Source organism: Actinospongiicola halichondriae (assembly GCF_049103745.1).
In the GTDB taxonomy this organism is placed as follows: Bacteria; Actinomycetota; Acidimicrobiia; order Acidimicrobiales; family Salinilacustritrichaceae; genus Salinilacustrithrix; species Salinilacustrithrix halichondriae.
Genome location: NZ_CP171622.1, coordinates 1,100,362 through 1,124,525, shown reverse-complemented (window position 1 = coordinate 1,124,525; position 24,164 = coordinate 1,100,362). Strand labels below are relative to the sequence as shown.

The window sequence follows — 24,164 nt, the reverse complement described above, 5'->3', positions numbered from 1 at the left end:
GCCACCTCCGCCCCGAAGCCGGGGCCTCCGCCTAGCGACTCACGAAGTGCGAGTTGCAGAACGAGTTGCGAGCGGACTTGCCCATGCCGAGCAGGTTGTGGAGCGACGTGTACCGGAAGGTCGTACGGATCACGAGCGCTTCGAGCGCTGCCGTGAACTCGATGTCCTGGGCGACCGCGTCGCGAGCGGCCGGCGTCGTGGCGGCGGCCAGGCGTTCGGCGTTACGCCATGCCTGCTCCCGCCATCCGACCAGCGCCTGCACGGCGACCGAGTTGTCGAGGGTGATGCCGGGGATGTCGCCGTCGTCGACCGTGGGGTCGAGGTACTGGGCGGCCTCACTCAGCAGGTACTGGTTCACCGCGGCCAGGAAGTCGTTGACCCGATCGTGATCGGGCTTGCGGCTGGTGCCGTCGGGCTTCACCAGGCCGATGGACTCCAGCACGAAGGGCAGGTCACGGTTCACGTGGGCATTCATGCCGAGGAACACGTTGCCCATGCCCGAGACCTTCTGGTCGTTGGCCGTCTGGAAGGCGATGCGCCAAGCCGGCGAGACCTGCTCGACCCGTCCGGCATGGAAGTCGTCGTACTGGTCGAAGTAGAAGTCGGCGAAGACGGCGTCCTGATTGTTGATGAAGGCGTTGTCCTCGAAGAAGTTCGGGTCCTCGACCGCCTCGCGATACTCCTCGGTGGTGAGGAGATACGTGAAGGCGAACGTCGAGTCGTGGTCGCAGCGCAGACCGTTGAAGCGACGGGTCATCTCACGGATCACCTTGTCGACGCAGTTGTTCTTCCCGCTGTGGCACTCGACGTCGTTGGACACCGTGTAGGTCGTGGCCGAGGCCGGGAGGAACTCCGGCCAGTTCAGGAAGAACGGATCGTCGTAGTCGCCCGATCCCGCACTTGCCGGCTGCATCGCCGCGAATGCGACGACCGCCATCACGATGCCCATCACTGTCAGTGCTGCCCTGCGCACGGGTGCCCCTCTCCGTATTCTGCCCGGCACCCAGCGTCACATCTGAGGATTCGTGGGGCCATGGCCCGATCGGGGGGTTTTCCCACGGGTCCGACCGGGCGGGCCCGTGGCCCACGTCGGTCGAGTGGCCGCCTGACAGACTCCCCTCGGTGAGCGACGACGCCGACAGCCGCGACGCCGGAAACCCCGGTCCAGCAGCCCGGACCCCACCGAGCCCCCACACGCTGAAACTCCTCGTGGCGCCGGTGATCTTCCTGGTAATCTGCTCGAACGTGGCCAACGTGATGTGGCCCACGCTGCAGGAGGATCATCCGCTCCTGCTCATCGCGCTGAGCAGCATCAACCGCTACCTGATCCTGGTGTCGGACCAGCTCGGGGCGGTCGAGTACTACGTGGTCGGGACGATGCGACTACTCGTCTCCGACCCGCTGTTCTTCCTGCTCGGCTACTGGTACGGCGACCGTGCGCTCGAGTGGATGGACCGCAAGGCGCCCACCTACGGACCCATGCTGCGCAAGTTCCAGGGCGCGTTCGGCAAGGCGGCCTGGCCGCTGGTCGTCATCGCCCCGAACAACTTCATCTGCCTGTTCGCCGGCGCCGCCGGCATGCGCATCGCCTGGTTCTTCGCCCTCAACCTGACCGGCACCGTCGGCCGGCTCTACCTCATCCGCGTGCTCGGCGACGCGTTCTCGTCACCGATCGACACGTTCCAGGACTTCGTCGCCGAATACCGCTGGTGGTTCATCGCGGTGAGCGCCATCGCGGTGGCGATCAGCCTCCGCAATGAGTTCGGCGGGCGCGGCGGCGAGATCGACCAACTGGTCCACCTCGACGACGAGCTGGCGTCGGACGCCGACGATCCGGCGTCCGACGCAGACTGACGTCAGCGGAAGGTACCGCCAGTCACACGAGGTTCACGAGGCGATGCCCCACCAGACGTGGTCGGACGCCGCGCCCGGAGCGTGCCAGAGGAACAGGAAGTCCGTGGTACGAGGCGAACGGACGGCCGGTACGTAGTCGCCGTTGATGGTCGCCGGGATCGTCACGACCTGGCTGCTCTCCTCGTCGACGTCGATGATCGCGAAGTCCGCGGCCGACCCGGGCCCGTAGAGCAGGATCGTCCCAGGCCCAGCGAGCGGCACGTACGAGCCGTTGATCTGGACAGGGATGCTGCTCTCGGGTGCGGTCGCTCCCGCGAGCACACCGGTCCAGATGTAGTCCTGGCCGGCACCGGGCTTGTGGAACAGCCAGGTCGACGAGTAGGTCGCTACCCGGTAGTCCCCGTTGACGCTCGGGCCGATGTGACTCGTGAACGTGCGGTCGGCGTGACCGTCCCAGATGTACTCCTGACCGGAGCCGGGGGCATACCAGAACACATCGTCGGTGGCATCCTCGCTCATCCGCTCGACCACGGGCTCGTAGCTTCCGTTGACGGTCATGGCCTTGGAGGTGAAGCCGTCGACGCTCCCGTACCAGATGTAGTCGCGTCCCGAGCCAGGTGCGTACCAGAAGATGTCGTCGCAGCCATCGCCGTCGAAGTCACCGACGAGCGGCTCGTAGACGCCGTTGATCGGGAGGGGTTCGGACGTGTGCCCGGAGATGTCTGCGGATTCGATGCGCCACAGGTAGTCAGCCGCCGTCCCCGGGGCGTACCAGAGGATGAAGATCGATTCCGAATCCTCCACACACGACGTGAGGCCGACCAGCGGCTGGTACGAACCCGACACCTGGAACCCTTGCGCGTGGATGCGTTCGTTGTAGTTGTCCGGCGGCGCCGAACCAGCCGGAGCCGAGCTCACCACCAGCCCGCCGATGAGGGCTACTGACGCGAGAAGCCCCGCGATGATCCGCCGCATGTCCTACCTCTTTCTCTGCCCGAAGGCGTCGCCGTACACCTGTCCCGAACGGAACGGATCGCAAAGTACCAGTCCCGTTCCGTGGACCGCCGCTGTCTAGCCTCCATCCATGTCCCACGCCCCCGTCGCCGTCGTCAGTGGTGCCAGCTCCGGCATCGGTGCTGCCACCGCTCGCCTCCTCGCCGCCGACGGCTGGGATGTCGTCGTCGGAGCCAGGCGCACCGACCGCATCGATGCCCTCGCCGACGAGATCGGCGGCCGTGCCCATCCGCTCGACGTGACCGACCTCGCGTCGGTCGAGGCGTTCTGCGACACCATCGACGAGTGCCGTCTCCTCGTGAACAACGCCGGCGGCGCGGTCGGGGTCGAGCCGCTCGCCGACGCCGTCGACGAGAAGTGGCAGACCATGTTCGAGACCAACGTCCTCGGCCTCATGCGGATGACACGGGCACTGCTCCCCCGCCTGATCGACTCGGGAGACGGCCACGTGGTCAACGTGACCTCGATCGCGGCGTTGCAGGGCTACCCCGGCGGTTCGGGATACAACGCCGCCAAGTTCGGCGCCCGCGGGGTGACCGAGTCGCTGCGCCACGAGTTACTGGGCCGACCCGTCCGCGTGACCGAGGTGCTGCCGGGGATGGTCGAGACCGAGTTCAGCGTCGTCCGACTCGGCGGGGACCAGGAGCGGGCCGACGCGGTGTATGCCGGCCTCACCCCGTTGACCGCCGTCGACGTCGCCGAGTGCATCCGGTGGACCGCGTGTCTTCCCAGCCACGTCAACATCGACCAGATCGTGGTCAAGCCTCGCGACCAGGCCGACGCGTTCCGGTCCCATCGCAGTTCCGACGGCCCCGAGCCGCGCTGACCACCGCCCGGACGCGACGGTGCCGGGCCTGCGATCGCAGACCCGGCACCAGCACACGCGGGTGGGACGTCAGCGGGACGTCACGTCGTCACCGGCCGCCGAACTCCGGCCGAGGTGCCGACGCGTCGAATGCGTCAGCCGCTCCGCCTTCGGCCCTGCTCGGGACCCAGAGGTAGTCGGCCTGGGGGCCGGGCGCGTACCAGAGATGCACCAGGGTGCCCCTCGGCGATCGGATCCCGGTCTCGTACGTGCCGTTGATGGTGGCCGGGAAGGTGTACGGGGTCCCGTCCTCCTCGATGCGGACGAGAGCGTAGTCCTTGGCCGGTCCGGGTGCGTACAAGAGGAATCCGACCAGCGAGGCCTGCGGCTCGTAGGTCCCGTTGATGGCGGTCACCTGTTGATCGTGCGCGCCGGTCTCGGACTCGACGTCGGTCCACAGGTAGTCGGCTCCGGGACCGGGGCGGTGGAACAGGATCGCGCTCCCGACCGCAGCCACTCGGTAGGTGCCGCTGACCGCGGGACCCGGCGTGCTCGTGAACGAGCGATCCGCAGCACCGGTCCAGAACGACTCGGAACCCGAGCCGGGGGCGTACCAGAAGATGTCCGCGTTGTCGTCCTCGCCGAAGTACCCGACCACCGGCTCGTACGTGCCATTGATCGTGAGCGCCTCCGAGGTGAAGGTGTCGTCGGGGCCGCCCCACCACACGTAGTCGGCGCCGGGACCGGGGGTGTACCAGATGATGTCGTCGCAACCGTCACCGTCGAAGTCCCCGAGCAGCGGCTCGTACACGCCGTTGACGGTCTTCGGCGTCGAGGTGTACGCGATCGGATCCTCGGAGGTGAAGTGCCACAGATGGTCCGGCGCCGACCCGGCGCCGTACCAGAGGATCGAGGCCCCACCGTCTCCGGCGTCGCAGAAGAGGAACAGCGGCTCGTAGTCGCCGTTCACCGTGAGGGGGATGCTCTCGAAGTAGTCGTTGTAGAGGAATCCGGGTGGGGGTCCCCCGGCCAGTGCGGTACCACTCGTGGCGATCGTGCCGGCGAAGATGCTGGCGAAGATGCTGGCGACCGCGACGATGGCTGCGAGGATTCGCTTCATCGTTGCTTTCCTTCCGTTGATGCCGGAACCCGGTGGTCCCGGCGGAATGCTCCGTGCTCCCGGATGATCATCGGTTCAGGATCCAGAAGTGGTCCGAGGCCGCGCCCGGCGCATGCCACAGGAACCCGAGGTTCAACGCCGCCGGCGAGCGCACCGCCGGGGTGTAGTCCCCGTTGATGGTGGCGGGCACCGTCGTCAGGTCGCCGTTCTCCTCGATTCCGGTGATCGCGTGGTCCTGGGCGCTGCCCGGGGCATACAGCAGGACCGAGAGCGGTCCGACGAGGGGTGTGTACGAACCGTTGATGTCGATCGCGATCGTCTTCGGCGGCCCCGACAGTCCCTCGGAGAAATTCCCCCAGATGTAGTCCTGTCCCGGCCCCGGCTTGTGGAAGAGCACCGACCCGTTGGATCCGGCGGCCCGGTAGTCGCCGTTGACCGGCGGCGCGAGCACGCTGTCGAATGTCCGGTCTTCCTGACCGGTCCAGAAGTACTCGTTGCCCGATCCGGGGGCGTACCAGAGGATGTCGTCGGCACCCTCGTCGAAGTTCGAGACGACCGGTCGATAGGCGCCGTTGACCGACACCGCTTCGGAGGTGAACGTGCCGTCGCCGTCGTTGTACCAGACGTAGTCCACGGCGCCGCCGGCGGCGTACCAGAAGAGGTCGTCACAGTTGTCACCGTCGAAGTCACCGATCAGCGGCTCGTAGGTGCCGTTGATCGTGACCGGTGCGGACGTCCAGGTCAGCGGCTCGAGCGAGTCGATGGTCCAGAGGTGGTCCGGCGCCGTCCCCGCCGCGTACCAGAGGATGAACACGGTCTCCGTCTCGCCGCAGTCGGACACGCCCATGATCGGCACGTAGTCGCCCATCACCTGGAAGGCCTGACTGGTGAACAACTCGTTGTACGAGTCGACGTCCGGGAATCCCCCGGCACCAGCCGACGAGTCTGTCGCCAGGACCCCGGCCACCATGGCCATGGTCGCCAGGAGTACGCGAAGAAGTCTCTTCATGATTACCGCCGTTCCGCTCGCTTCGTCGAGGTCCGCTCCTCGATCGTCGTTGAACATACCAAGAGGTACAGATGCCGCGCGGCGATGCGGCCAGCGACCGTGCTCCCGTGGCGCCCCTAGGGTCAGGCCGTGACCACGACGAGCCCTCGCCGCACCTCCGCTCATCCTCCACTCGGCGCCCGTACGCCGGCGCGCACCGAGGACTTCTTCGACGAGGAGCAGCTCGCCGATCTACGTGCCTACGCCCGGCCGGTCAAGCGGGTGCGGTTGGCGGGTCGGGTCCTCGGCACGGTCATCGACCTCGTCCTCCTCTTCGGCCTCGACCTCGGCCCGAGTCTCGACGACTCCGTGTCCGGTGCGCCGTGGCCGGTCCGGATCCTCGTCGTCGCCGGTGTGTTCGGGCTCATCACCCAGGTGCTCCAGCTCCCGTTCGACTGGTGGGCGACGATGGTCCACGACAAGCGCCACGGCCTGTCCAACCAGACCGCGGGGTTGTGGATCGGCGACCAGGTCAAGGAGGCCGTCCTCGGCGTGGTCCTGGTGGGCGCGCTGCTCGTACCGGTCTACGCCGCGGTCCGGGGCATCGACACGTGGTGGCTCGTCGGCGGCCTCATCTTCTTCGCCATCTCACTGGTCCTGAACTTCGTGTACCCGGTGGCGATCATGCCGCGGTTCAACAAGTTCACACCGATGCCCGAGGGCGAGTTGCGGTCCAGGATCGAGGAGATCGCCGAACTGGCCGAGACCTCGATCGAGGGCGTCTACACGATGGACGGGTCGAAGCGGTCCCGCCGGGGCAATGCGTTCGTCGCCGGGTTCGGCCCGACCAAGCGGGTCGTGGTATTCGACACCATGCTCGAGTTCCCGCTCGAACAGATCGCCCAGGTCGTCGCCCACGAGATCGGCCACTACCGGCTCAACCACATCCCCAAGACGTTCCCCCTCGCCGGGTTGCAGATGCTGATCTCGCTCGCCTTCGTCCAGTACGTCGGCGGGAGCGACACCGTCCTCGGCTGGGCCGGCGTCGACGACCTCGGCGAGCCGGGCGCCGCTCCCCTGTTCCTGCTCTCCTTCGGCGTGCCGTCGCTGGCGCTCGGTCTGGTCTCGGCATGGGTCTCGCGGCGCAACGAGCGTGAGGCCGACCTCGAGGCACTGCAACTGCTCGGCGACCCGACCAACTTCGTGTCGATGTGGCCGCGGTTCGTCGCCCTCAACAAGTCGGATCTCGAGCCGGGTCCGTGGGAGCGATGGAATGCCTCACACCCCGCGCCGGCGGAGCGGATGCAGTTCGGCATCGACTGGGCGACGATGAACGACGTCGACGTCGTACCCCCGGAGGCAGCACCGGTGCCGCCCGTGACGGCCGATCAGCCCTCGTCCGACTGACGGGCGCGCACAGCGTCCGTCTGGGTGGGATCGAAACCGCGGACGTCGGCGAGGATCGCCTCGTCGACCGGGCCGTCGCCGTGCAGCACGCTGACCTCGCCCGTCGTCTCGAGGACCACGACGCGCACATCGGCCATCCGCCGGACGTTGGCCTCGCGCAGCTTGGCGTAGACGTCGGCTTCGGTGACGCGTGACGACGTGAGGTTCTCGGCGATGAACTCGCCTTCGAGCATCAGGACCACCGGCTGGTTGTCGACCAGGTCGGCGGCCGACCGGGTACGGCGGCGGAGTTGGGCCACGATCCACTGGCAGGCGTAGAGCACGACGAGCGCGAGGACGCCGTTGGCCAGCGAGGTCGACGATGCGGCCACCGACGCCATCACCGAGCCGGTGGCGACCGTGACGGCGAAGTCGAAGCTCGACATCTTCGAGAAGGCCCGCAGACCCACGATGCGTGCGACGACGACGACCGCCACGAAGATGGCGACGGCGGAGACGACGACCAGCCACGCCTGGTGGAGGTCGGTGGAGAGCCAGCGCTCGGTCACAGACCCAGTGCTTCGTCCAGGCCGATCGTCAGGCCGGGGAGATCGGCGACCTTCTTGATGCCGACGAGCACGCCGGGCATGAACGACGCTCGGTCGTAGGAGTCGTGTCGCACGGTGAGCGTCTGACCGGTGGTGCCGAGGATGACCTCCTGGTGGGCGACCATCCCCCGCATGCGGACGGAGTGGACCGGGATCCCGCCCGGGCCCTTGCCGCCGCGGGCGTGCTCGACGACCTCCGCCTCGGTCGGGTCGTCGGCCCAGTCGTCCGACGCTGCAGCGAGGCGCTCGACCGTGAGCATGGCCGTGCCCGACGGCGCATCGACCTTGGCGTCGTGGTGGTACTCGATGACCTCCGCGGTCTCGAAGAACGGCGCCGCCATCTCGGCGAACCGCATCATCAAGACGGCACCGATCGCGAAGTTCGGAGCGATCAGACAGTTCGACTTCGTGAACGTCGACCGGAAGCGTTCGTGGTCGGCCTCGTCGAATCCGGTGGTGCCGACCACGGCGTGCACGCCGTGCGAGGCCGCCCACGCCAGGTTGTCGCGCGCGGCATCGAGACGGGTGAAGTCGACCACGACGTCGACGCCGGCGCGCTCGAACGCCTCGACGCCGCCGGCGACGGTCAGGTCGGGCATCGGAGCACCGCGCGCGACGAGGTGGAGGTCGATCCCCTCGTGGTGCGGGTCCACGGCGGCGACCAACTCGGTCGCACTGTCCGAAGCGACAGCAGCACACACCGTGCTCCCCATGCGCCCACCGGCGCCAAAAACTCCTACTCGAACGGTCACCTCCGGAAGAGTAGGAGACGGCGGCACGAAACGCGGCGGGAGGACCGCACCGGCGCTCCCAGCACTTGGGTACCGTCCGAAGGGTTCGGCTCGACGACGGATGGGAGTGACCATGGATTTCGAACGCAAGCGATGCCGCATTCGACCCGCCACCCGCGGTCAGCGACCCAACTGCCGAGTCCGACGACGCGTGCGTCCGGTCGGCCACCAGCACCCACGACGGCCACGGATCCACACTCGTCCCACTCCCTGACGGGAGACCGGACGCCGGTGATCAGACGGCGGAGGCGAGCGCCCCGGCGTCGACCGGTCCGACTGCGGCCACGGTGCGCGGCGTCGCCAGGAGGCGAGTGAGCAGCGCGTCGACCTCCTCGATGGTGACGCCTCGGAGGCGCGCCAGTTGCTCGTCGAGGTCGACGACGGTGTCGGTCGAGAGCAACATGCGGCCGATTCGGCCCATCCGACTCCCCGAATCCTCGAGTCCCAGTTCGGTGGCCCCGGCGAGATAGCCGACGGCCACGCGGAATTCGTCGTCGGTCACGCCGGTCTCGGCGATGGTGGCGAGTTCGGCTTCGAGCGTTTCCAGGACCTCGGCCGACCGGCCCGGCGAGGTGCCGACGTAGGTCCCGAGCATGCCGGCGTCGGAGTGGGCCTCGATCCACGAGTACACCGTGTAGGCGAGGCCGCGGTCTTCGCGGATGGTCTGGAACAGTCGTGACGACGATCCGCCACCGAGGATCTGGTTGGCGACGGCGAGCGCATACCGGTCGTCGTGACCCGACGGGAGCCCCCGCCAGCCGAGGACCAGGTGCACCTGTTCGCCCGCCCGTTCGTGGGTGTGCAGCGGGACGATGTCGTCGCCCGGCGTCGTGCGCCCAGGACGTTCGCCACCGGCGACGAGGTCGAGGTGGGTGGCGACCGCCTCGCAGAACTCGTCATGGACGACACGACCGGCGGCGGCCACGACCAGGTTGGCCGGACGGTAGTGACGCTCGAAGAACTCGACGATGTCGTCACGACGCATGGCCCGGACGGTGTCGGCGTCGCCGAGCACCTCGCGGCCGAGCGGGTGCGACGGGAACATGCCGTCGGCGGCGAGCATGTGGACGAGGTCCTCGGGGGTGTCCATCGCCGCCCACAACTCCTCGAGGATCACCTCGCGCTCGGCGTCGATGTCGACCTGGCGCAGGGCCGGCGCCGAGAGGATGTCGCCCAACAACTCGACGCCGAGGCGCCACTCGTCGGCGGGCAACCGGGTGTGGAACGCCGTGTGCTCCCGGGACGTGAAGGCGTTGAGGTCGCCACCGACCGCGTCGACCGACTCGGCGATCTGACGGGCAGATCGACGCTCGGTGCCCTTGAAGAACAGATGCTCGAGGAAGTGGCTGACCCCCGCGATGCTCGGTGCCTCGTCGCGGCCGCCGACGCCCACCCAGACCCCGGTCGTGACCGATCGCGCCTCGGGCATCGGATCGGTGACGACACGGATGCCGTTGTCGAGGGTGGTGATCTGGGGGCTGGGACTCGTCATGGGAAAGGTCTCCGGGAACGACACGACCCCCGCACCGGCAGGGCCGGATGCGGGGGTCGAAGCGGATTGCTGAGGTGGATCAGCGACGACGACCGCGTCCGCGGCCACCACCGCCACCGTTGCCACCGGTGGGCTTGTTCTCGGGACCGAGGTCACCGAACTCTTCCTTCAACTCCTCGTCGAAGGCGTCTTCGAAGGAGACGAACTCGGTGTCGCTGGCCTTCTCGCCCTTGTCGTCGTCGGAGCCCTTGTCGGACTTCTCGGAGCGGGGCTTGCGGTCACGACCGCCACCGTCGCGGCCACCACGGCCACCACGATCACGGTCACCGCGCTCGCGGCCACCACCGTTGGAGGAACCGTCGGAGTCACCGTCGTCGGCCGGCTCGGACGCCATGGAGAGGCTGACCTTGCCGTTGGGATCGATGTCGTCGACCCGGACCTCGACCTCTTGGCCGAGCTCCAGTTCGTCCTCGACCTTGTCGATGCGGCGCTTGCCACCGATCTTCGAGATGTGGAGGAGACCGTCGCGGCCCGGGAGGATGTTGACGAACGCACCGAACTTGGTGATGTTCACCACGCGGCCCATGTAGACCTCGCCGACGTCGGCCGCCGGCGGGTTGACGATCAGCTCGATCTGGCGACGAGCCTCTTCGACGGCGTCCTTGTCGGTGCCACCGATGGTGACCGTGCCGACCGCTCCGTCGTCGTCGACGCCGATGTCGGCGCCGGTCTCGCCCTGGATCGTGTTGATCATCTTGCCCTTGGGGCCGATGACCTCGCCGATCTTGTCGATCGGGATCTCGAAGCTGACGATCTTCGGGGCCGTGCCCTGGACGTCGTCGCGGGGCTCCGGGATGCACTCGTTCATCACGTCGAGGATCGCGGTGCGAGCTTCCTTGGCCTGCTGCAGCGCCGAGGCCAGGACGTCGGCCGGGAGGCCTTCGATCTTGGTGTCGAGCTGGAGGGCGGTCACGAACTCACTCGTGCCGGCGACCTTGAAGTCCATGTCGCCGAAGGCGTCTTCCGCACCGAGGATGTCGGTGAGGGTCGTGTACTTGCCGTCCTCGTAGATGAGGCCCATGGCGATACCGGCGACCGGCGCCTTGATGGGCACACCGCCGTCCATGAGCGACAGGGACGACGCGCAGACCGAGGCCATCGAGGTCGAGCCGTTGGAGGCGAGGACCTCGGACACCAGACGGAAGGTGTAGGGCCACTCTTCCATGTTGGGGATGACGGGGAGCAGGGCGCGCTCGGCGAGGAGGCCGTGGCCGATCTCGCGACGCTTGGGGCTTCCCACGCGGCCGGTCTCGCCGTTGGCGTGCGGCGGCATGTTGTAGTGGTGCATGTACCGCTTGCGTTCCTGCGGCCCGAGGTTGTCGAGCAGCTGGTCCATCTTCGGCATGCCGAGCGTCAGGACGTTGAGGACCTGGGTCTCGCCACGCTGGAAGAGGCCGGAACCGTGGGCGGTGTCGAGGACGCCGACCTCGGCGGAGACCGGGCGGAGATCCGCCGGGCCGCGACCGTCGATGCGGATGCCCTCGTTGACGACGCGCTCGCGGATGACCTTCTTGAAGACCGACTTGATGGCGCCGCCGATCTCCTTGTCACGGCCGGGGAACTCGTCGGCCAGTTCGGCGCGGACGGCGTCCTTGAGCTCGCGCTCGGCGGCCTCGCGCTCGGCCTTGACGGCGATGGCGCCGACGTCGCGGAGACGGTCGGTGGCGACCTCGGCGACCTTGGCGAGGACGTCGTCCTCGTAGTCGGTCGCTGCGCTCCACTCGATGGGCTCGCGGGCGCCGTAGGCGGCGACGAGCTCACGCTGGAGGTCGATCGAGGCCTTGATCGAGGCCTTGGAGTCCTCGAGGCCCTGGGCGATGGCTTCCTCGGTGACGAAGGGAGCGCCGTTCTGGTAGTGCTCCCACGCACGCTCGGTGCCGTTGGCCTCGACCATCATGATGGCGATTTCGCCGGCGTCGTTCTCGCGACCGGCGACCACCAGGTCGAAGGTCGACTCCTCGATCTCGTCGTGCTCGGGGTGCGGGACCCACTCGCCGTCGGTGTCGAAGGCCATGCGGACGGCGCCGATGGGGCCGTCGAACGGGAGGCCGCTGAGCATGAGCGCGGCGGACGCACCGTTGATGGTGAGGACGTCGTAGGGGTTCTTGCCGTCGGCGCCCATGATCGTCGAGACGACCTGGGTCTCGTGGCGGTAGCCGGCCGGGAAGCTCGGCCGCAGCGGGCGGTCGGTCAAGCGGCAGGTGAGGATGGCGAGGTCGGTCGGTCGGCCTTCACGGCGGAAGAACGAGCCCGGGATGCGACCCGCGGCGTACATGCGCTCTTCGACGTCGATCGTGAGCGGGAAGAAGTCCATGCCTTCACGGGCCGACTTGGCGCCGTTGGCGGTGACGAGGGTCTTGGTGCCCCCGATGGAGGCCAGGACTGCGCCCTGGCTCTGCTGGGCCAGCTTGCCGGTCTCGAAGACCAGTTCCTTGTCGGCTCCAGGGATCGCGGCAGAGACCCGCGTGGGTTCGGTTGTCATGTTTGGGAATTGCTCCTGTGTATGGCCCGGCGCCCGTCACGCCCCCTCTGGGCTTTTCGTGTGACGGGATGTCCGGTACGAGGTAGCAGGGCCAGTTCCCAGTCGGCGACTCCCGAAACTCGTGTCTCGGAGGTGGGCGACTGGCAGCTGACCTTGAGGCTGCTACCGATGGTTGGTTTGGTCTATCTGTCTGGCTACTTGCTCTGGATGAGCAACGGACGGCCGTCAGGCCGTCCGTTCCCCGAGTGTATTAGCGACGCAGGCCGTGCGTGGCGATGATCGTGCGGTAGCGCTCGACGTCGTTCTTGCGAACGTAGTCGAGGAGCCGCCGACGACGACCGACCAGCTTGAGCAGGCCGCGGCGCGTGTGATGGTCCTTCTTGTGGGCCGCCAGGTGCTCGTTGAGGTGGCTGATGCGCTCCGTGAGGAGTGCGATCTGGACCTCGGGCGAGCCCGTGTCGGTGTCGTGCTTGCGATGCTCGGCGATGACGTTCGCCTTGTTGGCATCGATCTTTTCGGACATACGTGAAGAACCTCTGGTGTTTGGTGGGTATCGGACCCGGCTGCCCCCGCCGTGTCAGTACGAGAGGGGGAAGCGGCGACCCCGTTCGCCCCACGGACGTGGGACGGCGCGAAGCCAGATGTCACTCTACCCCGGGATCACGAGAACGGTGCGAATCCGCCCCCACCCCCGAAAATTGCGTCACTTGCTCAGGTCCCTCCTGAGCGGGTGACGAGATTTTCGGGGTGATGGGCGGGTCAGGACTCGCGTGCCGGCTTGATCGAGTACTTGTACGCCGGCTTGCGGCGCCGGGTGCCGACCTTGGCGAACTCGAGCGGCGGCGTCATCTTGCGGATGGGCGCGTGGGGCACGAAGAACGCGTCGTCGACCTCTTGCAGCGTGGCCACGTCGGGGTCGAGTCCGTGATCGCGGACGGCCTGGCGATAGGCCTCGCCGAAGGGACCGTCGAGGAGGTCGCCGACGATGGCGGGCAGGGTCTCGGGGTCTCGGAGCGGCCAGCAGTGCCTGGCACCCTCGACGATGACGAACTCTCCCTTCGCCCGACGCGCCGCGTCCTTCGCCGTCTGGAACGGCACCGCGAAGTCGCGGGTCCCGTGGATCGCCACCACCGGGACCTGTTCCTGCGCGAGGCGCTGGAGCATCCACCGACTGCCGCGGCTGCGCAGGATCGACACCGCCGGCCCGAGCAGGCGCCACGGGCGAGTGACGTGACCGACCACGGTGGGCAGGAAGAGCTTGCCGAGCTTGACGGCCTGTTCGGGGTTCTTGAGCACCGGCGGCGTGCTCATGGCGTCGAGGGCGAGGAGGATGACGACGCCGGCCATGGCCGGAGGGAAGATGCGACCGAGGTTGACCAGACGGTCCCACGAGTCGCCGACGATGGCGTCGATGAGGATGACGCCGAGCGCCCGCTCGGGCTCGTTGGCGCACAGCTGGGTGATGACCCGGCCGCCCATCGAGTGCCCGGCGAAGAACGCCCGCCGGATGCCGAGTTCGTCGAGGACCCGGCCCAGCAGCTCGGCATACTCGGAGAAGTTGGCGCCACCCGATGGCAGACCCTGGGTGCTGCCGTGGTTGGCGGTGTCGATCGCGATGACCTTGAACCCCATCGACACGAGACGCGACAACGTCTGGGCGTAGAGGAATCCCTCGGCCGTGAAGCCGTGGACCAACACGAGCGGCACGCCGACACCCGACACGGCGACCCCGACCTGATGGCCGTCGGAGAGCGTGAAGACGTGGCGAGCCAACCGTGGTGCCGCGACCTCGCCGGTGGCGACCTCACCATCGGATTCGGGGCCGACGACCGGGGTCTCGGTCTCGGGCAGCAGGCGGAGCAATGTGTCGGTGGCGCGGTCCCGAGCCTCGGCCGCCGACGGGATGTCGTCCCGACGGATCGGGATCACCACGGCGTCAGCGGGGAGATCGTTCGGCAGTCGCACCGCCTCGGTCACTCGACACGCCCCACTCTCCGCATGCACCGAGTATGCCAGGGATCACTCTGCATTCCGGCCATTCCGGCCGGTCAGGAGGCCGATTGATCCGGACGACCCAGGACAACTCGGACATCGTCGCAGTCGTGGCCGATCTGGTCGACCAGCGCTTCGACCGAGTCGAACTTCACCTCGCCACGGATGCGCTCGACGAAGCGGACGGCGACCGCTTCGTCGTAGAGATCGCCCGAGAAGTCGAGCACGTGGGCCTCGAGCAGGCTCGCGTCGGCGGTCTCGTAGAAGGTCGGTCGACGACCGAGCGAGATCGCCGTCGGGAGGACCGCACCCGGCGCGTCCGCAGTGACTGGCCGCTCGAACCAGCCGGCGTAGATGCCGTCGGCGGGCAGGAGGATGCTCCCGGGAACCGAGACGTTGGCCGTCGGGAACCCGAGCTCTCGGCCACGAGCGTCACCGTGTGCGACGACGCCGCGCACCTCGTGGTGGCGACCGAGCATCGCCGATGCAGACGCGAGGTCGCCCTCGGCGATGGCTCGGCGGATGGCCGTCGACGACACACGATCGCCGGTGGCGGCGGGGCGACCGTCGGCACCGACGAGATCCATGCCGAGCACGTCGAAGCCAAGACCGGGGCCGAGGCGATCGAGGAGCTCGACGTTGCCCCCGCGGCCCTTGCCGAAGTGGAAGTCCTCTCCGACGATGATCGAGCGGGCGCGCAGGCAGTCGACGAGGACTTCCTGGACGAACTCCTCGGCCGTCTCGGAGGCTCGTAGTTCGTCGAAGGTCACGACCACGACGATGTCGATGCCGGTCGACTCGAGCAGCTCGAGCTTCTGGTCGAGGTCGCAGAGCAGTTTCGGTGCCGACTCGGGCCGCACCACCGATGCAGGGTGTCGGTCGAAGGTGACGACGGCCGACGCCAGTCCACGTTCCGCCGCCACGGAGCGGACACGCTCGATCACCGCTCGATGGCCGAGGTGCAGTCCGTCGTAGGCCCCGATGGTGACCGCGGTGCCGTCGCCGACGGCGGGTCGCGCCTGGGTGTCGCGAACGATCTGCACAACGGGAGGCTACGACCGCGCTGGCCGCCGCCGAAACTGCGTCAGAACGTCGTGCGGATGTTCAGGGCCGCCGGGCCGAGGATGACCACGAAGAGCGACGGCAGGATGCAGAACACCAGCGGGAACACGATCTTCACCGGCAGCGAGGCTGCCTTCTCCTCGACGCGGGCCCGGCGCTTCTCGCGGAGCTCCTGCGACTGCACGTTGAGGATGCGAGCGATGGGCAGACCGTGCTTGGTCGACTGGCGGACCGAGACGACGAACTGGCGCAGGTCGGCGACGTCGGTGCGTTCGACCATCCGATCGAGCGCCTCCTGGCGGGGCACCCCCACCTGGAGATCCTGCAGGACACGGGTCAGTTCGTCGGCGAGCGGGCCGGAGCGCCCCTCGGCCGAGCGGGCCATCGCTGCGTCGAAACCGAGGCCGGCCTCGACGCTGACCGAGAGCTGGTCGATGATGTCGGGGAGTTGCTTCTCGATCAGGGCCTGGCGCTCGGCCACCTTGCGATCGAGGAACGCGATCGGCGCGGCGTAGCCGACACCGAACACCATGATGGCGATGAGCACGGTGTTCCGCTCGACGCCGGCGTTGGCCAGGATCCAGAACGCACTGAACCCGCCGAGGAGCAGGGACAGCACCCGGACCACGAGCATCCGCTCCACCGTCCAGCCGGTGTCGTAGAGGCCGGCGAGGTCGATCTTGCGCTGCGTCGCCGCGGCGGCACCCGACCCCGTGTACTTACGGGCAGCGCGAGCGATGCCGGCGAAGAACGGGTCGAGGAGGCGGTCGCGTGCGGACGCGCTGAGTGCGATCTGGCGACTGTCGCCGATGTTGCCTCCGCGTGCCAGGTTGGCCTGCACGGTGTCGATCGACTTCTCCCCGGCCAACGCCCAGACGAGGACGACGACGGAGAAGGCGACGAGCGCGGCGCCGATGATCACGATTGCGGTGCTCATGAGGACTCCTACAGCTCCACGTCGATGAGTTTGCGCAGCCAGACCACGCCGGTGATCAGGAGCGTCACGGCGACGCCCACCATGATGAATCCAGCCGTGCTCTCGAAGAGCGGCTTGAGATAGTCGGGGTTCGTCGAATACAGGACCAGCGCCATGCCGATGGGCAGCGAGCCGAGCACGAGACCCGACAGCCGGCCTTCCGCCGTGAGCGCGTCGATCTGACGACGGAGACGGTTGCGGGCCCGGATGGTCTCGGACACCTTGTCGAGGATCTGCGCGAGGTCACCGCCGACCTGACGATGGATGCGCATGGCGTCGACGACCCACTCGAAGTCCTCGTTCTGGACACGGCCGGCGATGCCGTCGAGGGCATCTTCCATGTCACGGCCGAGGCGGGTCTCGAGGACCGCTCGCCCGAACTCGGCGCCCATCGGGTCTTCCATCTCCTCGGCGACGCTGTCCATGGCCTGGCCGATGCCGAAGCCAGAGCGGAGCGAACCGGCGATGAGGAGGAGCGTGTCGCTGAGCTGTTCGGCGAACTTCTTGTTGCGTCGCTTCGCCAGGAACTTGAGCGCCGTGGGTGCCCCGAGGGTCGGGACGAGCACGCCGATGGCGAGCCCGACGATGCCCATGAGCAGGAACAGGAGGAATCCGGCGACGATGGCGATGCCGATCACGGCGGCGACGAACTCGCCGGCTCGCATGACCAGACCGGCACGGTCGAGTGCAGCGTCGATCGTCGATCCCTGCTCGGACCGTTCGACGGCACGGGAGGTGAAGCGGGTGGCCGACTCGCGCACCGATCCGACCAGACGCTGACCGGCGGACGACCCGTCGTCGACCGGCACGCGATCGCTGCCCAGGGAGCGGCGTCGCGGACGATTGCCGGAATCGGGGAGGACGACATAGGCGGTGATCGCGAGGGCGACGGCCACCAGGAGTGCGCCGGCCCACAGGGCCCAGCTCTGTTCGAGCGCTCCCGCGGTGCCACGACCGGTGAGCGGCGTGACCTCTCGCACCGCGGCTTCGGAGGTCGGACTCGCACCGGTCTCCCGATCGGGCAACGCGACCTCGATCGACGCCTCGGTGTCGCCGACAGCGACGGCGAAGGTCGCGGTCGGTGCCTCGGTGACCGACTCGAACACGATGTCGTACTGGTTGGCGATGCGCTGGCCGAGATCGACGTAGGCAGCGGAGAGCGCGTCGGGGTCCGTGGCGGCGACGACCGAGCCGTCGGCCGCGTCGGCGAGCGTGTTCAGTGCGACCTCATCGGCCTCGCCCGACTGGAGCGACACGGCGAAGAAGTCGGTCTCGGTTCCGGACAGCGACTCGGCGGCACCCTCGAGATCGGTGTCGGAGATCGTGTCGCCGCCGTCGCTGAGGACGATGACCGACGAGCGGCTCGCGTCCGAGGCCCCGATCTGCTGCGATGCGAGGACGACGGAGTCGTAGAGCGCCGTCTCTCCCCCGCTCGACAACGCGTTGACCGCGTCGCGACTCGATGCGCGATTGGTCGTGAATCCGGACACGAGATCGGCGCTGTCGCCGAAGCTGACGATGGCGACGCGTGCGTTGTCCGGGAGTTCGTCGATGAACTGGAGCGACGCGACCTTCGCCTGCGCGAGCGGTTCTCCGGCCATGGACCCGGAGACATCGATCGCGAGGACCACGTCGAGGGTCTCGTCCGAGAGTCCTTGGACTTCGGCCTCGACCACTTCGCCGTTCTCGGTGACGACGACGTCGTCGGCACCGATCGAGGTGACCGCAGCGTCGCCGGAGAGGGCGACCGAGAGGCGGACGGTGGGGAACTCGCTGAGATCGGTCTTGATGATCTCGGCGTCCGGGACGGCCTGGGCACCGACGGCCGATGCCGAGACCAGGACCGTAAGGAGTGTGATGAGGACGGCGGCGAGCGCTGCCCGCGGCGTCGACGACCGGCGACTCACCGGCGGCCCCGATTCGCGGCGATGGCTTCCTTCACGACGGCGTCGTCCGAGAACAGCACGGCCGGGAGGAGGAAACCCTGGTCGGACAATCGCTCCGAGAACGACGGGCGGATGCCGGTCGGCTCCGGGAGGCCACGGAAGCGCCCGTTGTCGTCGACGCCCTTGCCGAAGTCGAAGTCGAAGAGCGTGTTGGCCGTGATCGTGTCGTTCTCCATGCCCACGATCTCCACGACCTGCGTGATGCGGCGCGAGCCGTCACGGAGTCGGCTGATGTGGACGATGAGGTCGATGGCGCTGGCGATCTGCTCGCGAATGGCCCGGATCGGCAGTTCGAGGCCGGCCATGAGGACCATGGTCTCCATGCGGGAGAGGGCGTCGCGTGGCGTGTTGGCGTGCAGCGTGCCCAACGAGCCCTCGTGGCCGGTGTTCATGGCCTGGAGCATGTCGAGCGCCTCACCGCCACGACACTCGCCGACGATGATGCGATCGGGGCGCATGCGGAGCGCGTTGCGCACGAGGTCGCGGATGGTGACCTCGCCGCTGCCCTCGATGTTCCTCGGGCGAGCCTCGAGACGGACCACGTGGCGCTGGTTGAGCTTGAGCTCGACCGCGTCCTCGATGGTCACGATGCGCTCGCCGCTCGGGATGAAGTTCGAGAGCACGTTCAGCAGCGTCGTCTTGCCGGTGCCGGTACCCCCGCTGACCAGGATGTTCAGCTTCCCCTCGACGCACGTCGACAAGAAGTCGACCAGCACGGGGGTGGCGGCACCGGTGCGGATGTAGTCGTCCTCGCCCAGCACGAGCTTGGAGAACTTCCGGATGGTGAGCGACGGACCGTCGACCGCGAGCGGCGGGATGACCGCGTTCACGCGGGAGCCGTCGGGAAGGCGGGCGTCGACCATGGGCGAGGCCTCGTCGATGCGTCGGCCGATGGCGCTCACGATGCGATCGATCACCCGGCGGAGGGTCTCGTCGTCGCCGAACGCGACACCGGTGTCCTCGAGGAGGCCGCGTCGTTCGACCCAGATCCCGTCGGTGTTGTTGGCCATCACCTCGGAGACCTCGTCGTCGTCGAGGAACGGCGTGATCGGCCCGTAGCCGATGACGTCGGCACTGATCTCGTCGACCAGCCGAGCCTTCTCGTCGGCCGACAGCGCGGTGTCCTCGGCGTTCATGATCTCTGCGAGCGTGTCGCGCGCCAGCTCGAGGAGGTCGTCGTCGCTCATCTCGGCGTCGTTGTGCCGAGCGGCGATGCGTTCCATCAGCGCGCCGGACACGACGCTCTTGATGCGCGCGTACGGATCGGTGCGTGGTCCTGGTTCAGCCGTGGCGGCGTCGACCGGGTCGTTGCCGCTCGCCTGCTTCAGTCGGTCTCCGAGTCTCATCTAGTTCCGCCTCCTCAGGAGTCCGCCGGACGGCTTCCTCCCTGCATCGGACTCGTCCTTGTCGCCGTCGGGATCCGGGAGGAACCGATCGACGAGCTCCCACAGCGGCCCGGCGGCCGGCGAGGGATCTTCCATCTCGAGGATGGGCGTGCCCTGGTTCATCGAGACCGGCAGCGAGCGATGGCTGGGGATCATGACGTCGGGATCCATGCCGATGGTGGCCGCGATGTCGGAGATCTCGAGGCCGACCTTGGCGTCGCTCCGGTTGAGCACGAAGTGTCGGGTGTGGCTCGTCATCCCGATGCTGTCGAGCGCGTCGATCGTCTTGTGCAGACCGCGCACGCTCGCCACGTCGGTCGCCGCGACGAAGACGAGGTCGGTGGCATGGTCCATGACGGCCAACGTCCGCTCGCCGAGACCGGGGTCGGTGTCGACGACGACGAAGCGGAACTCGTCGCCGAGCATCGCCACGGCCCGAGTGAAGGCCTGGGAGGTGATCTCGTCGGCGACGCCGGGCAGGTCGGGGGCGCAGAGTGCGAAAAGCCCGGACCGGTGCGGTGTCAGGTGGACCTTGACCTCGGTGACGTCCTGGAGGCCACCGGCGATGGCGTCGCGGATGTTGGTCTCGGCCAACAGGCGCAGCGCGTTGCCGACGTCGCCGAACTGGAGGTCGCCGTCGATGAGGGCGACCTCCTTCGGTGCCCGCTTGGCGAGACCGACGGCGAGGTTCGTGGCGATGGTGGTCTTGCCGGCGCCGCCCTTGGGCGACATCACCATGATCAGGCGGTTGTCGGTCGTCGCATCGGCTCCCCGGATGGCTTCGCGGCGACGATCGGCCACCTCGATGGCGCGCTTGACGGCCTCGCGGATCCGGTCGTCACTCGATCCCGGTGCAAGGAGGTCACGCACGCCGACCTGCATGGCGCGGGCGACGACGTCGCTGTCGAAGGGCGCGCCGAGCACGACGGTGACGTCTTGACGACGGTCGTCGAAGTCCTTGGCGATCCGCAGTGCCTGATCCAGGTCGCGGGCACCGTCGATGATGACGACCGCGAGGTCATCGGCATCGACCCGGACGCCGGTCGACAGTGGAAAGGTCTCGACCGCGACGCTGTCCCCAACCGCTGCGCGAACTGCCTCCTCGAGGCTGCTCGCATCAGAGAGGACGACGATGGTCATCCGACCGGCGCCTCAGGGTTGATGATGTTCTCGACGCTGATGCCTTCGCTGGTCACGAGCGCATCGCCGTTGTGCAACGCCATGTGGAGGTTGGCATTGAGCGACTGCGAGTCACGCACGTAGAGCAGGCGCTCGGTGTCGGGGCCGTTCAGGGCCAGCGTCACGAGGACCGATCCCTCGGCCGCCGCGACCCGATCTTCCGCCGAACCACTCACGGCCTGCGGGAGGGGGTTGCCCTGCACGTTGGTGACCAGGGCCTGCTGGAGGATGATCTTCGTGACCGTCAGGTCGGTGCTGCTCAGGTTGCCCGAGTTCGGATCGTCCGGGTTGGCGCCCTGCGCGAGCGGATCGGTGTTCTGCGGGATGAAGTCGACTCGCCGACCGTTCGCGATCAGCGCGATGTGGTCGCCCGGGGTCGGGATGCCGCCGATGAACTGCTCTTGCGACATGGCCACCGTGACCTCGAGGAGCCCTTCGGGCACCTCGACCGATCCACGACGAGCGTTGAAGTTCTCCGGCTCGACGAACCGGCCGGACAAGAGCGTCTCGCCGGCGAGGAAGTCGACCGAGTTCACCAGACCCTGGACCTGGACGAGGTCGGAGACCACGCCGTCCGGGGCGATCTTGGCCGGGATCTGCTCGGTCGTGACCAAGCTCTCCATCTGTGCCGCCGGCGTGCCGGCGGGGATCTGTTGCTCGGTCACCAACACGGTGACCAACTCTTCGCCCTCGAGGGCTCGGTCCTCGGCGCCTCGGACGAACACCACGAGGATGACCGTGCCGATCACCGCCATGACCGCCGCGGCAATGATGCCCACCACTTTTTTGTTCACGTTTGGAGATCCTCTCTCAGGATTCGATGTGCCCGGAACAGTACCGAGTTGACATTTGCAGTGACAGGTCCGGCGTACGCCCTTCGACTCTTCGCCGGCGGCCGATGCCTGCCAAATTCAGGAGACGACCACGCTTATGGGGCCGCCGTAGTTGAGTGGTCCGCCGTTGTGTCGGACTACCCAGTCGTATGTGCCGGGGTCGAACTTGTCAGCATTCTCTGACTCAGTCCCAACGAAGACGTTTCCACTACCCGACATCTGCGACAGGTTGATCACCACGCCCTTCTGCAGAGCCGACTGGATACCTGCGCAGTGGCTCCCGTTGACGACCTCAATGGTCAGCGTGAGATCGTCCTTCAACTTGCCCGACCCGTTCGTTGCCACCGACGTGCGATTCGCTGTCACCCGAGTGATTTGACACAACGGCGCGACAGTCGTCGATGAGGTTGAAGTCGTACTTGATGTCGTCGTCGTACTGGACGACGGAGCGACGGTGGAGGTGGGGCCGGCGACGATCTGCGGGCAGCCGGCAGCGATGGCCGCTGCATCGTTCTCCACTGCGCACAACCGTGGACGCTTCTGATTTGCATCATCCGTGAGCGGCGGACCGGCCTCAGCGAACGGCAGCATCCGAGATACCCGGAAGTCGAACCACGTTGCTCCGTCGAACTTGCAGGCATGAGCACCGAAGCAGTGGTTCACCATCTCCATCTGCACGAAGTACAGGAGCGAGAAGTCCGCATTTCCGCCGTTGCCCGCAAGCCCGAGGAACACCGGTGCCCAGAACTGTCCGACGTTCTGTTCCAGGTTCAGAGTCGAGTCCTCGTTGGCGTTGTTGCCCCAGTTGTTTCCGGTGTCGCCCTTTGTCGGGTTTGTGAGCGTGCCGTAGTAGCCATCTGCATAGTCCTTGCAGAAGTGTCCGATCTCGGTGCAACTTGTGCTCGTACTGCCACCGAAGTCGAGCTTTCCGAAGTTGCCAGAACCGCCACCTGAAGCTCCGGTGCACTCGCCACCCTTGACCTTGTCAATGGCGAATCGTGCCGTAACGGTCGTACGAGTGGTGTCCCCGACAGGGACCACGTAGCCGTCGGCGTCGAGGTCATAGCCAGCGCTGGTCGTGTTGTACAGATCGTTGAGCGTGATCTCTGGGTATCCCGAAACTCCCGCCATGGTCGTCGTGAGTGCGCAGATCCCGACGGGACGCAGTCCGCCACCGGAGTTCACCTCAATCGCAGCGACGCTCGCGCCGGCGACATCGCCCTCATTGATTCCGATCGCGGGAGCGAACGCGTACTCGACGATCTCATCCGCAGACACAACGACATATCCTTCGCGGAACGAAGTCCGGACAACCTTGCAGTCGACGTAGCTCGAGCCACCGTTGCGAGACAGATAGTCGTCCACAGCAGCGCGAACGGTACCGAAGCTCTCCGGGTTGGCTGCGTGCGGCGAAATCCCGACCTGATCGCAGTCGACGAGGGTGCCAGCCGAGACGGCGAGAAGGTCCGGATCTTCGGTGTCCGCGAGCGATGCCGCAGCCAGGGCCGCCGCGTCAGTGGAGAGCGTGACCTCCTTGCGTTCCTGTCGTTGTCCACCGAGGTCCACGACTGCCGCCATCATGATCACGGCGACGATCAGGAACACCGACACCATGATCAGCGTTGCGCCACGATCAGCGCGGCGACGGCGCGTCAGGCCAGTTCGCATCGGAACTCTCCTCTTCCCTCGAGCGTGATGTCCGGGGCTCCGTAGAACGGGATCGTCAGAGTGTGATCTACCTGGGCGACTACGACGACGGTCAGCCCAGCATTGCCCTCACACGGTTTGGCGGTCGGGTCGAGGATCGGCGCACCGCCGTTCACGGTGATCGTCGTCGACACCGTTCCGTCGAGGATGCCGTCGAAGCCGTTCTCGACGGAATCCTCGACCTGAGAGACGGTGCTGACCGGGATCGCAGCGGTGCGCGAGCCCTCGCGGGCAGCAGCATTAATCGATTGCTTCATGTCGAACGCCAACCCGAACTGCACGATCCCGAAGAGGAACAGCACCAGCAGTGGCAAGACCAGCGCGAACTCGACCAGCGCTGCGCCGTCTTCGTTTCTTCGTCGCAACTTCATCGCCCTGATTCCCTCTGCCGCCCAACCTCACGAGCGTACGTCTTCCGCAGCGCGCGAGGTCACGGAGTCTGCCGCATCTGCCGGAATGGCGACAATACGTCCCGGTCAACATA

Annotated in this window: 21 protein-coding genes; 3 read left to right on the top strand and 18 right to left on the bottom strand. The window is 67.4% G+C overall.

Annotated elements, in window-relative coordinates:
* Positions 1 to 31: 31 nt before the first annotated feature.
* Positions 32 to 973 carry a DUF5995 family protein gene (locus AB8619_RS05685; RefSeq protein WP_436795491.1) on the bottom strand — a complete coding sequence of 314 codons (942 nt, stop codon included), beginning with the start codon at positions 971 to 973 and terminating at the stop codon, positions 32 to 34.
* Between the two features lie 149 nt (positions 974 to 1,122).
* Here AB8619_RS05685 and AB8619_RS05680 point away from each other — a divergent pair, with 149 nt between their 5' ends.
* The gene (locus AB8619_RS05680) at positions 1,123 to 1,854 is read left to right on the top strand and encodes a DedA family protein (protein WP_436795490.1); all 732 of its coding nucleotides are present in this window, start codon (positions 1,123 to 1,125) and stop codon (positions 1,852 to 1,854) included.
* Between the two features lie 33 nt (positions 1,855 to 1,887).
* Here the strand turns inward: AB8619_RS05680 and AB8619_RS05675 are convergent, their stop codons facing one another.
* On the bottom strand, positions 1,888 to 2,829 hold the full coding sequence (locus AB8619_RS05675) for a hypothetical protein (protein WP_436795489.1): 942 nt from the start codon (positions 2,827 to 2,829) through the stop codon (positions 1,888 to 1,890).
* Positions 2,830 to 2,938: 109 nt separating this feature from the next.
* Here AB8619_RS05675 and AB8619_RS05670 point away from each other — a divergent pair, with 109 nt between their 5' ends.
* Entirely contained in the window at positions 2,939 to 3,694 is a 756-nt protein-coding gene (locus tag AB8619_RS05670; RefSeq protein ID WP_436795488.1) for an SDR family NAD(P)-dependent oxidoreductase, read from the top strand.
* 88 nt (positions 3,695 to 3,782) lie between these two features.
* Here the strand turns inward: AB8619_RS05670 and AB8619_RS05665 are convergent, their stop codons facing one another.
* Entirely contained in the window at positions 3,783 to 4,793 is a 1,011-nt protein-coding gene (locus AB8619_RS05665; RefSeq protein ID WP_436795487.1) for a hypothetical protein, read from the bottom strand.
* A gap of 67 nt (positions 4,794 to 4,860) precedes the next feature.
* A complete protein-coding gene (locus AB8619_RS05660; protein WP_436795486.1) occupies positions 4,861 to 5,802 on the bottom strand; it encodes a hypothetical protein in 942 nt (313 codons plus the stop codon).
* Between the two features lie 129 nt (positions 5,803 to 5,931).
* Between AB8619_RS05660 and AB8619_RS05655 the strand changes: the two genes are divergently transcribed.
* The gene (locus AB8619_RS05655) at positions 5,932 to 7,188 is read left to right on the top strand and encodes a M48 family metallopeptidase (protein WP_436795485.1); all 1,257 of its coding nucleotides are present in this window, start codon (positions 5,932 to 5,934) and stop codon (positions 7,186 to 7,188) included.
* On the opposite strand, the gene AB8619_RS05650 is transcribed toward AB8619_RS05655, so the two are convergent.
* The 14 genes from AB8619_RS05650 to AB8619_RS05585 form a co-directional block, all read right to left on the bottom strand.
* A complete protein-coding gene (locus tag AB8619_RS05650; RefSeq protein WP_436795484.1) occupies positions 7,170 to 7,736 on the bottom strand; it encodes a DUF421 domain-containing protein in 567 nt (188 codons plus the stop codon). The genes AB8619_RS05655 and AB8619_RS05650 overlap by 19 nt on opposite strands.
* On the bottom strand, positions 7,733 to 8,527 hold the full coding sequence (gene dapB / locus AB8619_RS05645) for a 4-hydroxy-tetrahydrodipicolinate reductase (RefSeq protein WP_436795483.1): 795 nt from the start codon (positions 8,525 to 8,527) through the stop codon (positions 7,733 to 7,735). The genes AB8619_RS05650 and dapB overlap by 4 nt, the downstream gene beginning before the upstream one ends.
* Before the next feature lie 274 nt (positions 8,528 to 8,801).
* Entirely contained in the window at positions 8,802 to 10,058 is a 1,257-nt protein-coding gene (locus AB8619_RS05640) for a M16 family metallopeptidase (RefSeq protein ID WP_436795482.1), read from the bottom strand.
* Between the two features lie 79 nt (positions 10,059 to 10,137).
* Positions 10,138 to 12,600, bottom strand: coding sequence for a polyribonucleotide nucleotidyltransferase (locus AB8619_RS05635; RefSeq protein ID WP_436795481.1), 2,463 nt, complete (start codon positions 12,598 to 12,600; stop codon positions 10,138 to 10,140).
* 250 nt (positions 12,601 to 12,850) lie between these two features.
* Positions 12,851 to 13,123: a 30S ribosomal protein S15 gene (rpsO, locus tag AB8619_RS05630; protein WP_436795480.1), complete on the bottom strand. Its 273-nt coding sequence runs from the start codon at positions 13,121 to 13,123 to the stop codon at positions 12,851 to 12,853.
* A 236-nt stretch (positions 13,124 to 13,359) separates the two neighbouring features.
* On the bottom strand, positions 13,360 to 14,565 hold the full coding sequence (locus AB8619_RS05625) for an alpha/beta fold hydrolase (RefSeq protein WP_436795479.1): 1,206 nt from the start codon (positions 14,563 to 14,565) through the stop codon (positions 13,360 to 13,362).
* Positions 14,566 to 14,648: 83 nt separating this feature from the next.
* Positions 14,649 to 15,635 carry a bifunctional riboflavin kinase/FAD synthetase gene (locus AB8619_RS05620; RefSeq protein ID WP_436795478.1) on the bottom strand — a complete coding sequence of 329 codons (987 nt, stop codon included), beginning with the start codon at positions 15,633 to 15,635 and terminating at the stop codon, positions 14,649 to 14,651.
* Between the two features lie 41 nt (positions 15,636 to 15,676).
* Positions 15,677 to 16,591 carry a type II secretion system F family protein gene (locus AB8619_RS05615; protein ID WP_436795477.1) on the bottom strand — a complete coding sequence of 305 codons (915 nt, stop codon included), beginning with the start codon at positions 16,589 to 16,591 and terminating at the stop codon, positions 15,677 to 15,679.
* Between the two features lie 8 nt (positions 16,592 to 16,599).
* Positions 16,600 to 18,537 carry a type II secretion system F family protein gene (locus AB8619_RS05610; RefSeq protein WP_436795476.1) on the bottom strand — a complete coding sequence of 646 codons (1,938 nt, stop codon included), beginning with the start codon at positions 18,535 to 18,537 and terminating at the stop codon, positions 16,600 to 16,602.
* Positions 18,534 to 19,922 (bottom strand): CpaF family protein, encoded by a 1,389-nt coding sequence (locus tag AB8619_RS05605; protein WP_436795475.1) that lies wholly within the window; start codon positions 19,920 to 19,922, stop codon positions 18,534 to 18,536. Before AB8619_RS05605 ends, AB8619_RS05610 begins: the two co-directional genes overlap by 4 nt.
* Complete coding sequence (locus tag AB8619_RS05600) at positions 19,923 to 21,101, bottom strand: AAA family ATPase (protein WP_436795474.1); 1,179 nt, start codon at positions 21,099 to 21,101, stop codon at positions 19,923 to 19,925.
* Positions 21,098 to 21,934 carry a hypothetical protein gene (locus AB8619_RS05595; protein ID WP_436795473.1) on the bottom strand — a complete coding sequence of 279 codons (837 nt, stop codon included), beginning with the start codon at positions 21,932 to 21,934 and terminating at the stop codon, positions 21,098 to 21,100. Before AB8619_RS05595 ends, AB8619_RS05600 begins: the two co-directional genes overlap by 4 nt.
* Before the next feature lie 117 nt (positions 21,935 to 22,051).
* A complete protein-coding gene (locus tag AB8619_RS05590) occupies positions 22,052 to 23,641 on the bottom strand; it encodes a pilus assembly protein TadG-related protein (protein WP_436795472.1) in 1,590 nt (529 codons plus the stop codon).
* Positions 23,626 to 24,051, bottom strand: coding sequence for a TadE/TadG family type IV pilus assembly protein (locus AB8619_RS05585; RefSeq protein WP_436795471.1), 426 nt, complete (start codon positions 24,049 to 24,051; stop codon positions 23,626 to 23,628). The genes AB8619_RS05590 and AB8619_RS05585 overlap by 16 nt, the downstream gene beginning before the upstream one ends.
* Positions 24,052 to 24,164 lie beyond the last annotated feature (113 nt).

Coding starts and splice junctions, on each gene's coding strand:
- AB8619_RS05590 (WP_436795472.1), bottom strand. CDS start 23,641: ATGCGAACTGGCCTGACGCGCCGTCGCCGCGCTGATCGTGGCGCAACG.
- AB8619_RS05605 (WP_436795475.1), bottom strand. CDS start 19,922: ATGAGACTCGGAGACCGACTGAAGCAGGCGAGCGGCAACGACCCGGTC.
- AB8619_RS05585 (WP_436795471.1), bottom strand. CDS start 24,051: ATGAAGTTGCGACGAAGAAACGAAGACGGCGCAGCGCTGGTCGAGTTC.
- AB8619_RS05665 (WP_436795487.1), bottom strand. CDS start 4,793: ATGAAGCGAATCCTCGCAGCCATCGTCGCGGTCGCCAGCATCTTCGCC.
- AB8619_RS05675 (WP_436795489.1), bottom strand. CDS start 2,829: ATGCGGCGGATCATCGCGGGGCTTCTCGCGTCAGTAGCCCTCATCGGC.
- rpsO (WP_436795480.1), bottom strand. CDS start 13,123: ATGTCCGAAAAGATCGATGCCAACAAGGCGAACGTCATCGCCGAGCAT.
- AB8619_RS05635 (WP_436795481.1), bottom strand. CDS start 12,600: ATGACAACCGAACCCACGCGGGTCTCTGCCGCGATCCCTGGAGCCGAC.
- AB8619_RS05640 (WP_436795482.1), bottom strand. CDS start 10,058: ATGACGAGTCCCAGCCCCCAGATCACCACCCTCGACAACGGCATCCGT.
- AB8619_RS05670 (WP_436795488.1), top strand. CDS start 2,939: ATGTCCCACGCCCCCGTCGCCGTCGTCAGTGGTGCCAGCTCCGGCATC.
- AB8619_RS05615 (WP_436795477.1), bottom strand. CDS start 16,591: ATGAGCACCGCAATCGTGATCATCGGCGCCGCGCTCGTCGCCTTCTCC.
- AB8619_RS05600 (WP_436795474.1), bottom strand. CDS start 21,101: ATGACCATCGTCGTCCTCTCTGATGCGAGCAGCCTCGAGGAGGCAGTT.
- AB8619_RS05660 (WP_436795486.1), bottom strand. CDS start 5,802: ATGAAGAGACTTCTTCGCGTACTCCTGGCGACCATGGCCATGGTGGCC.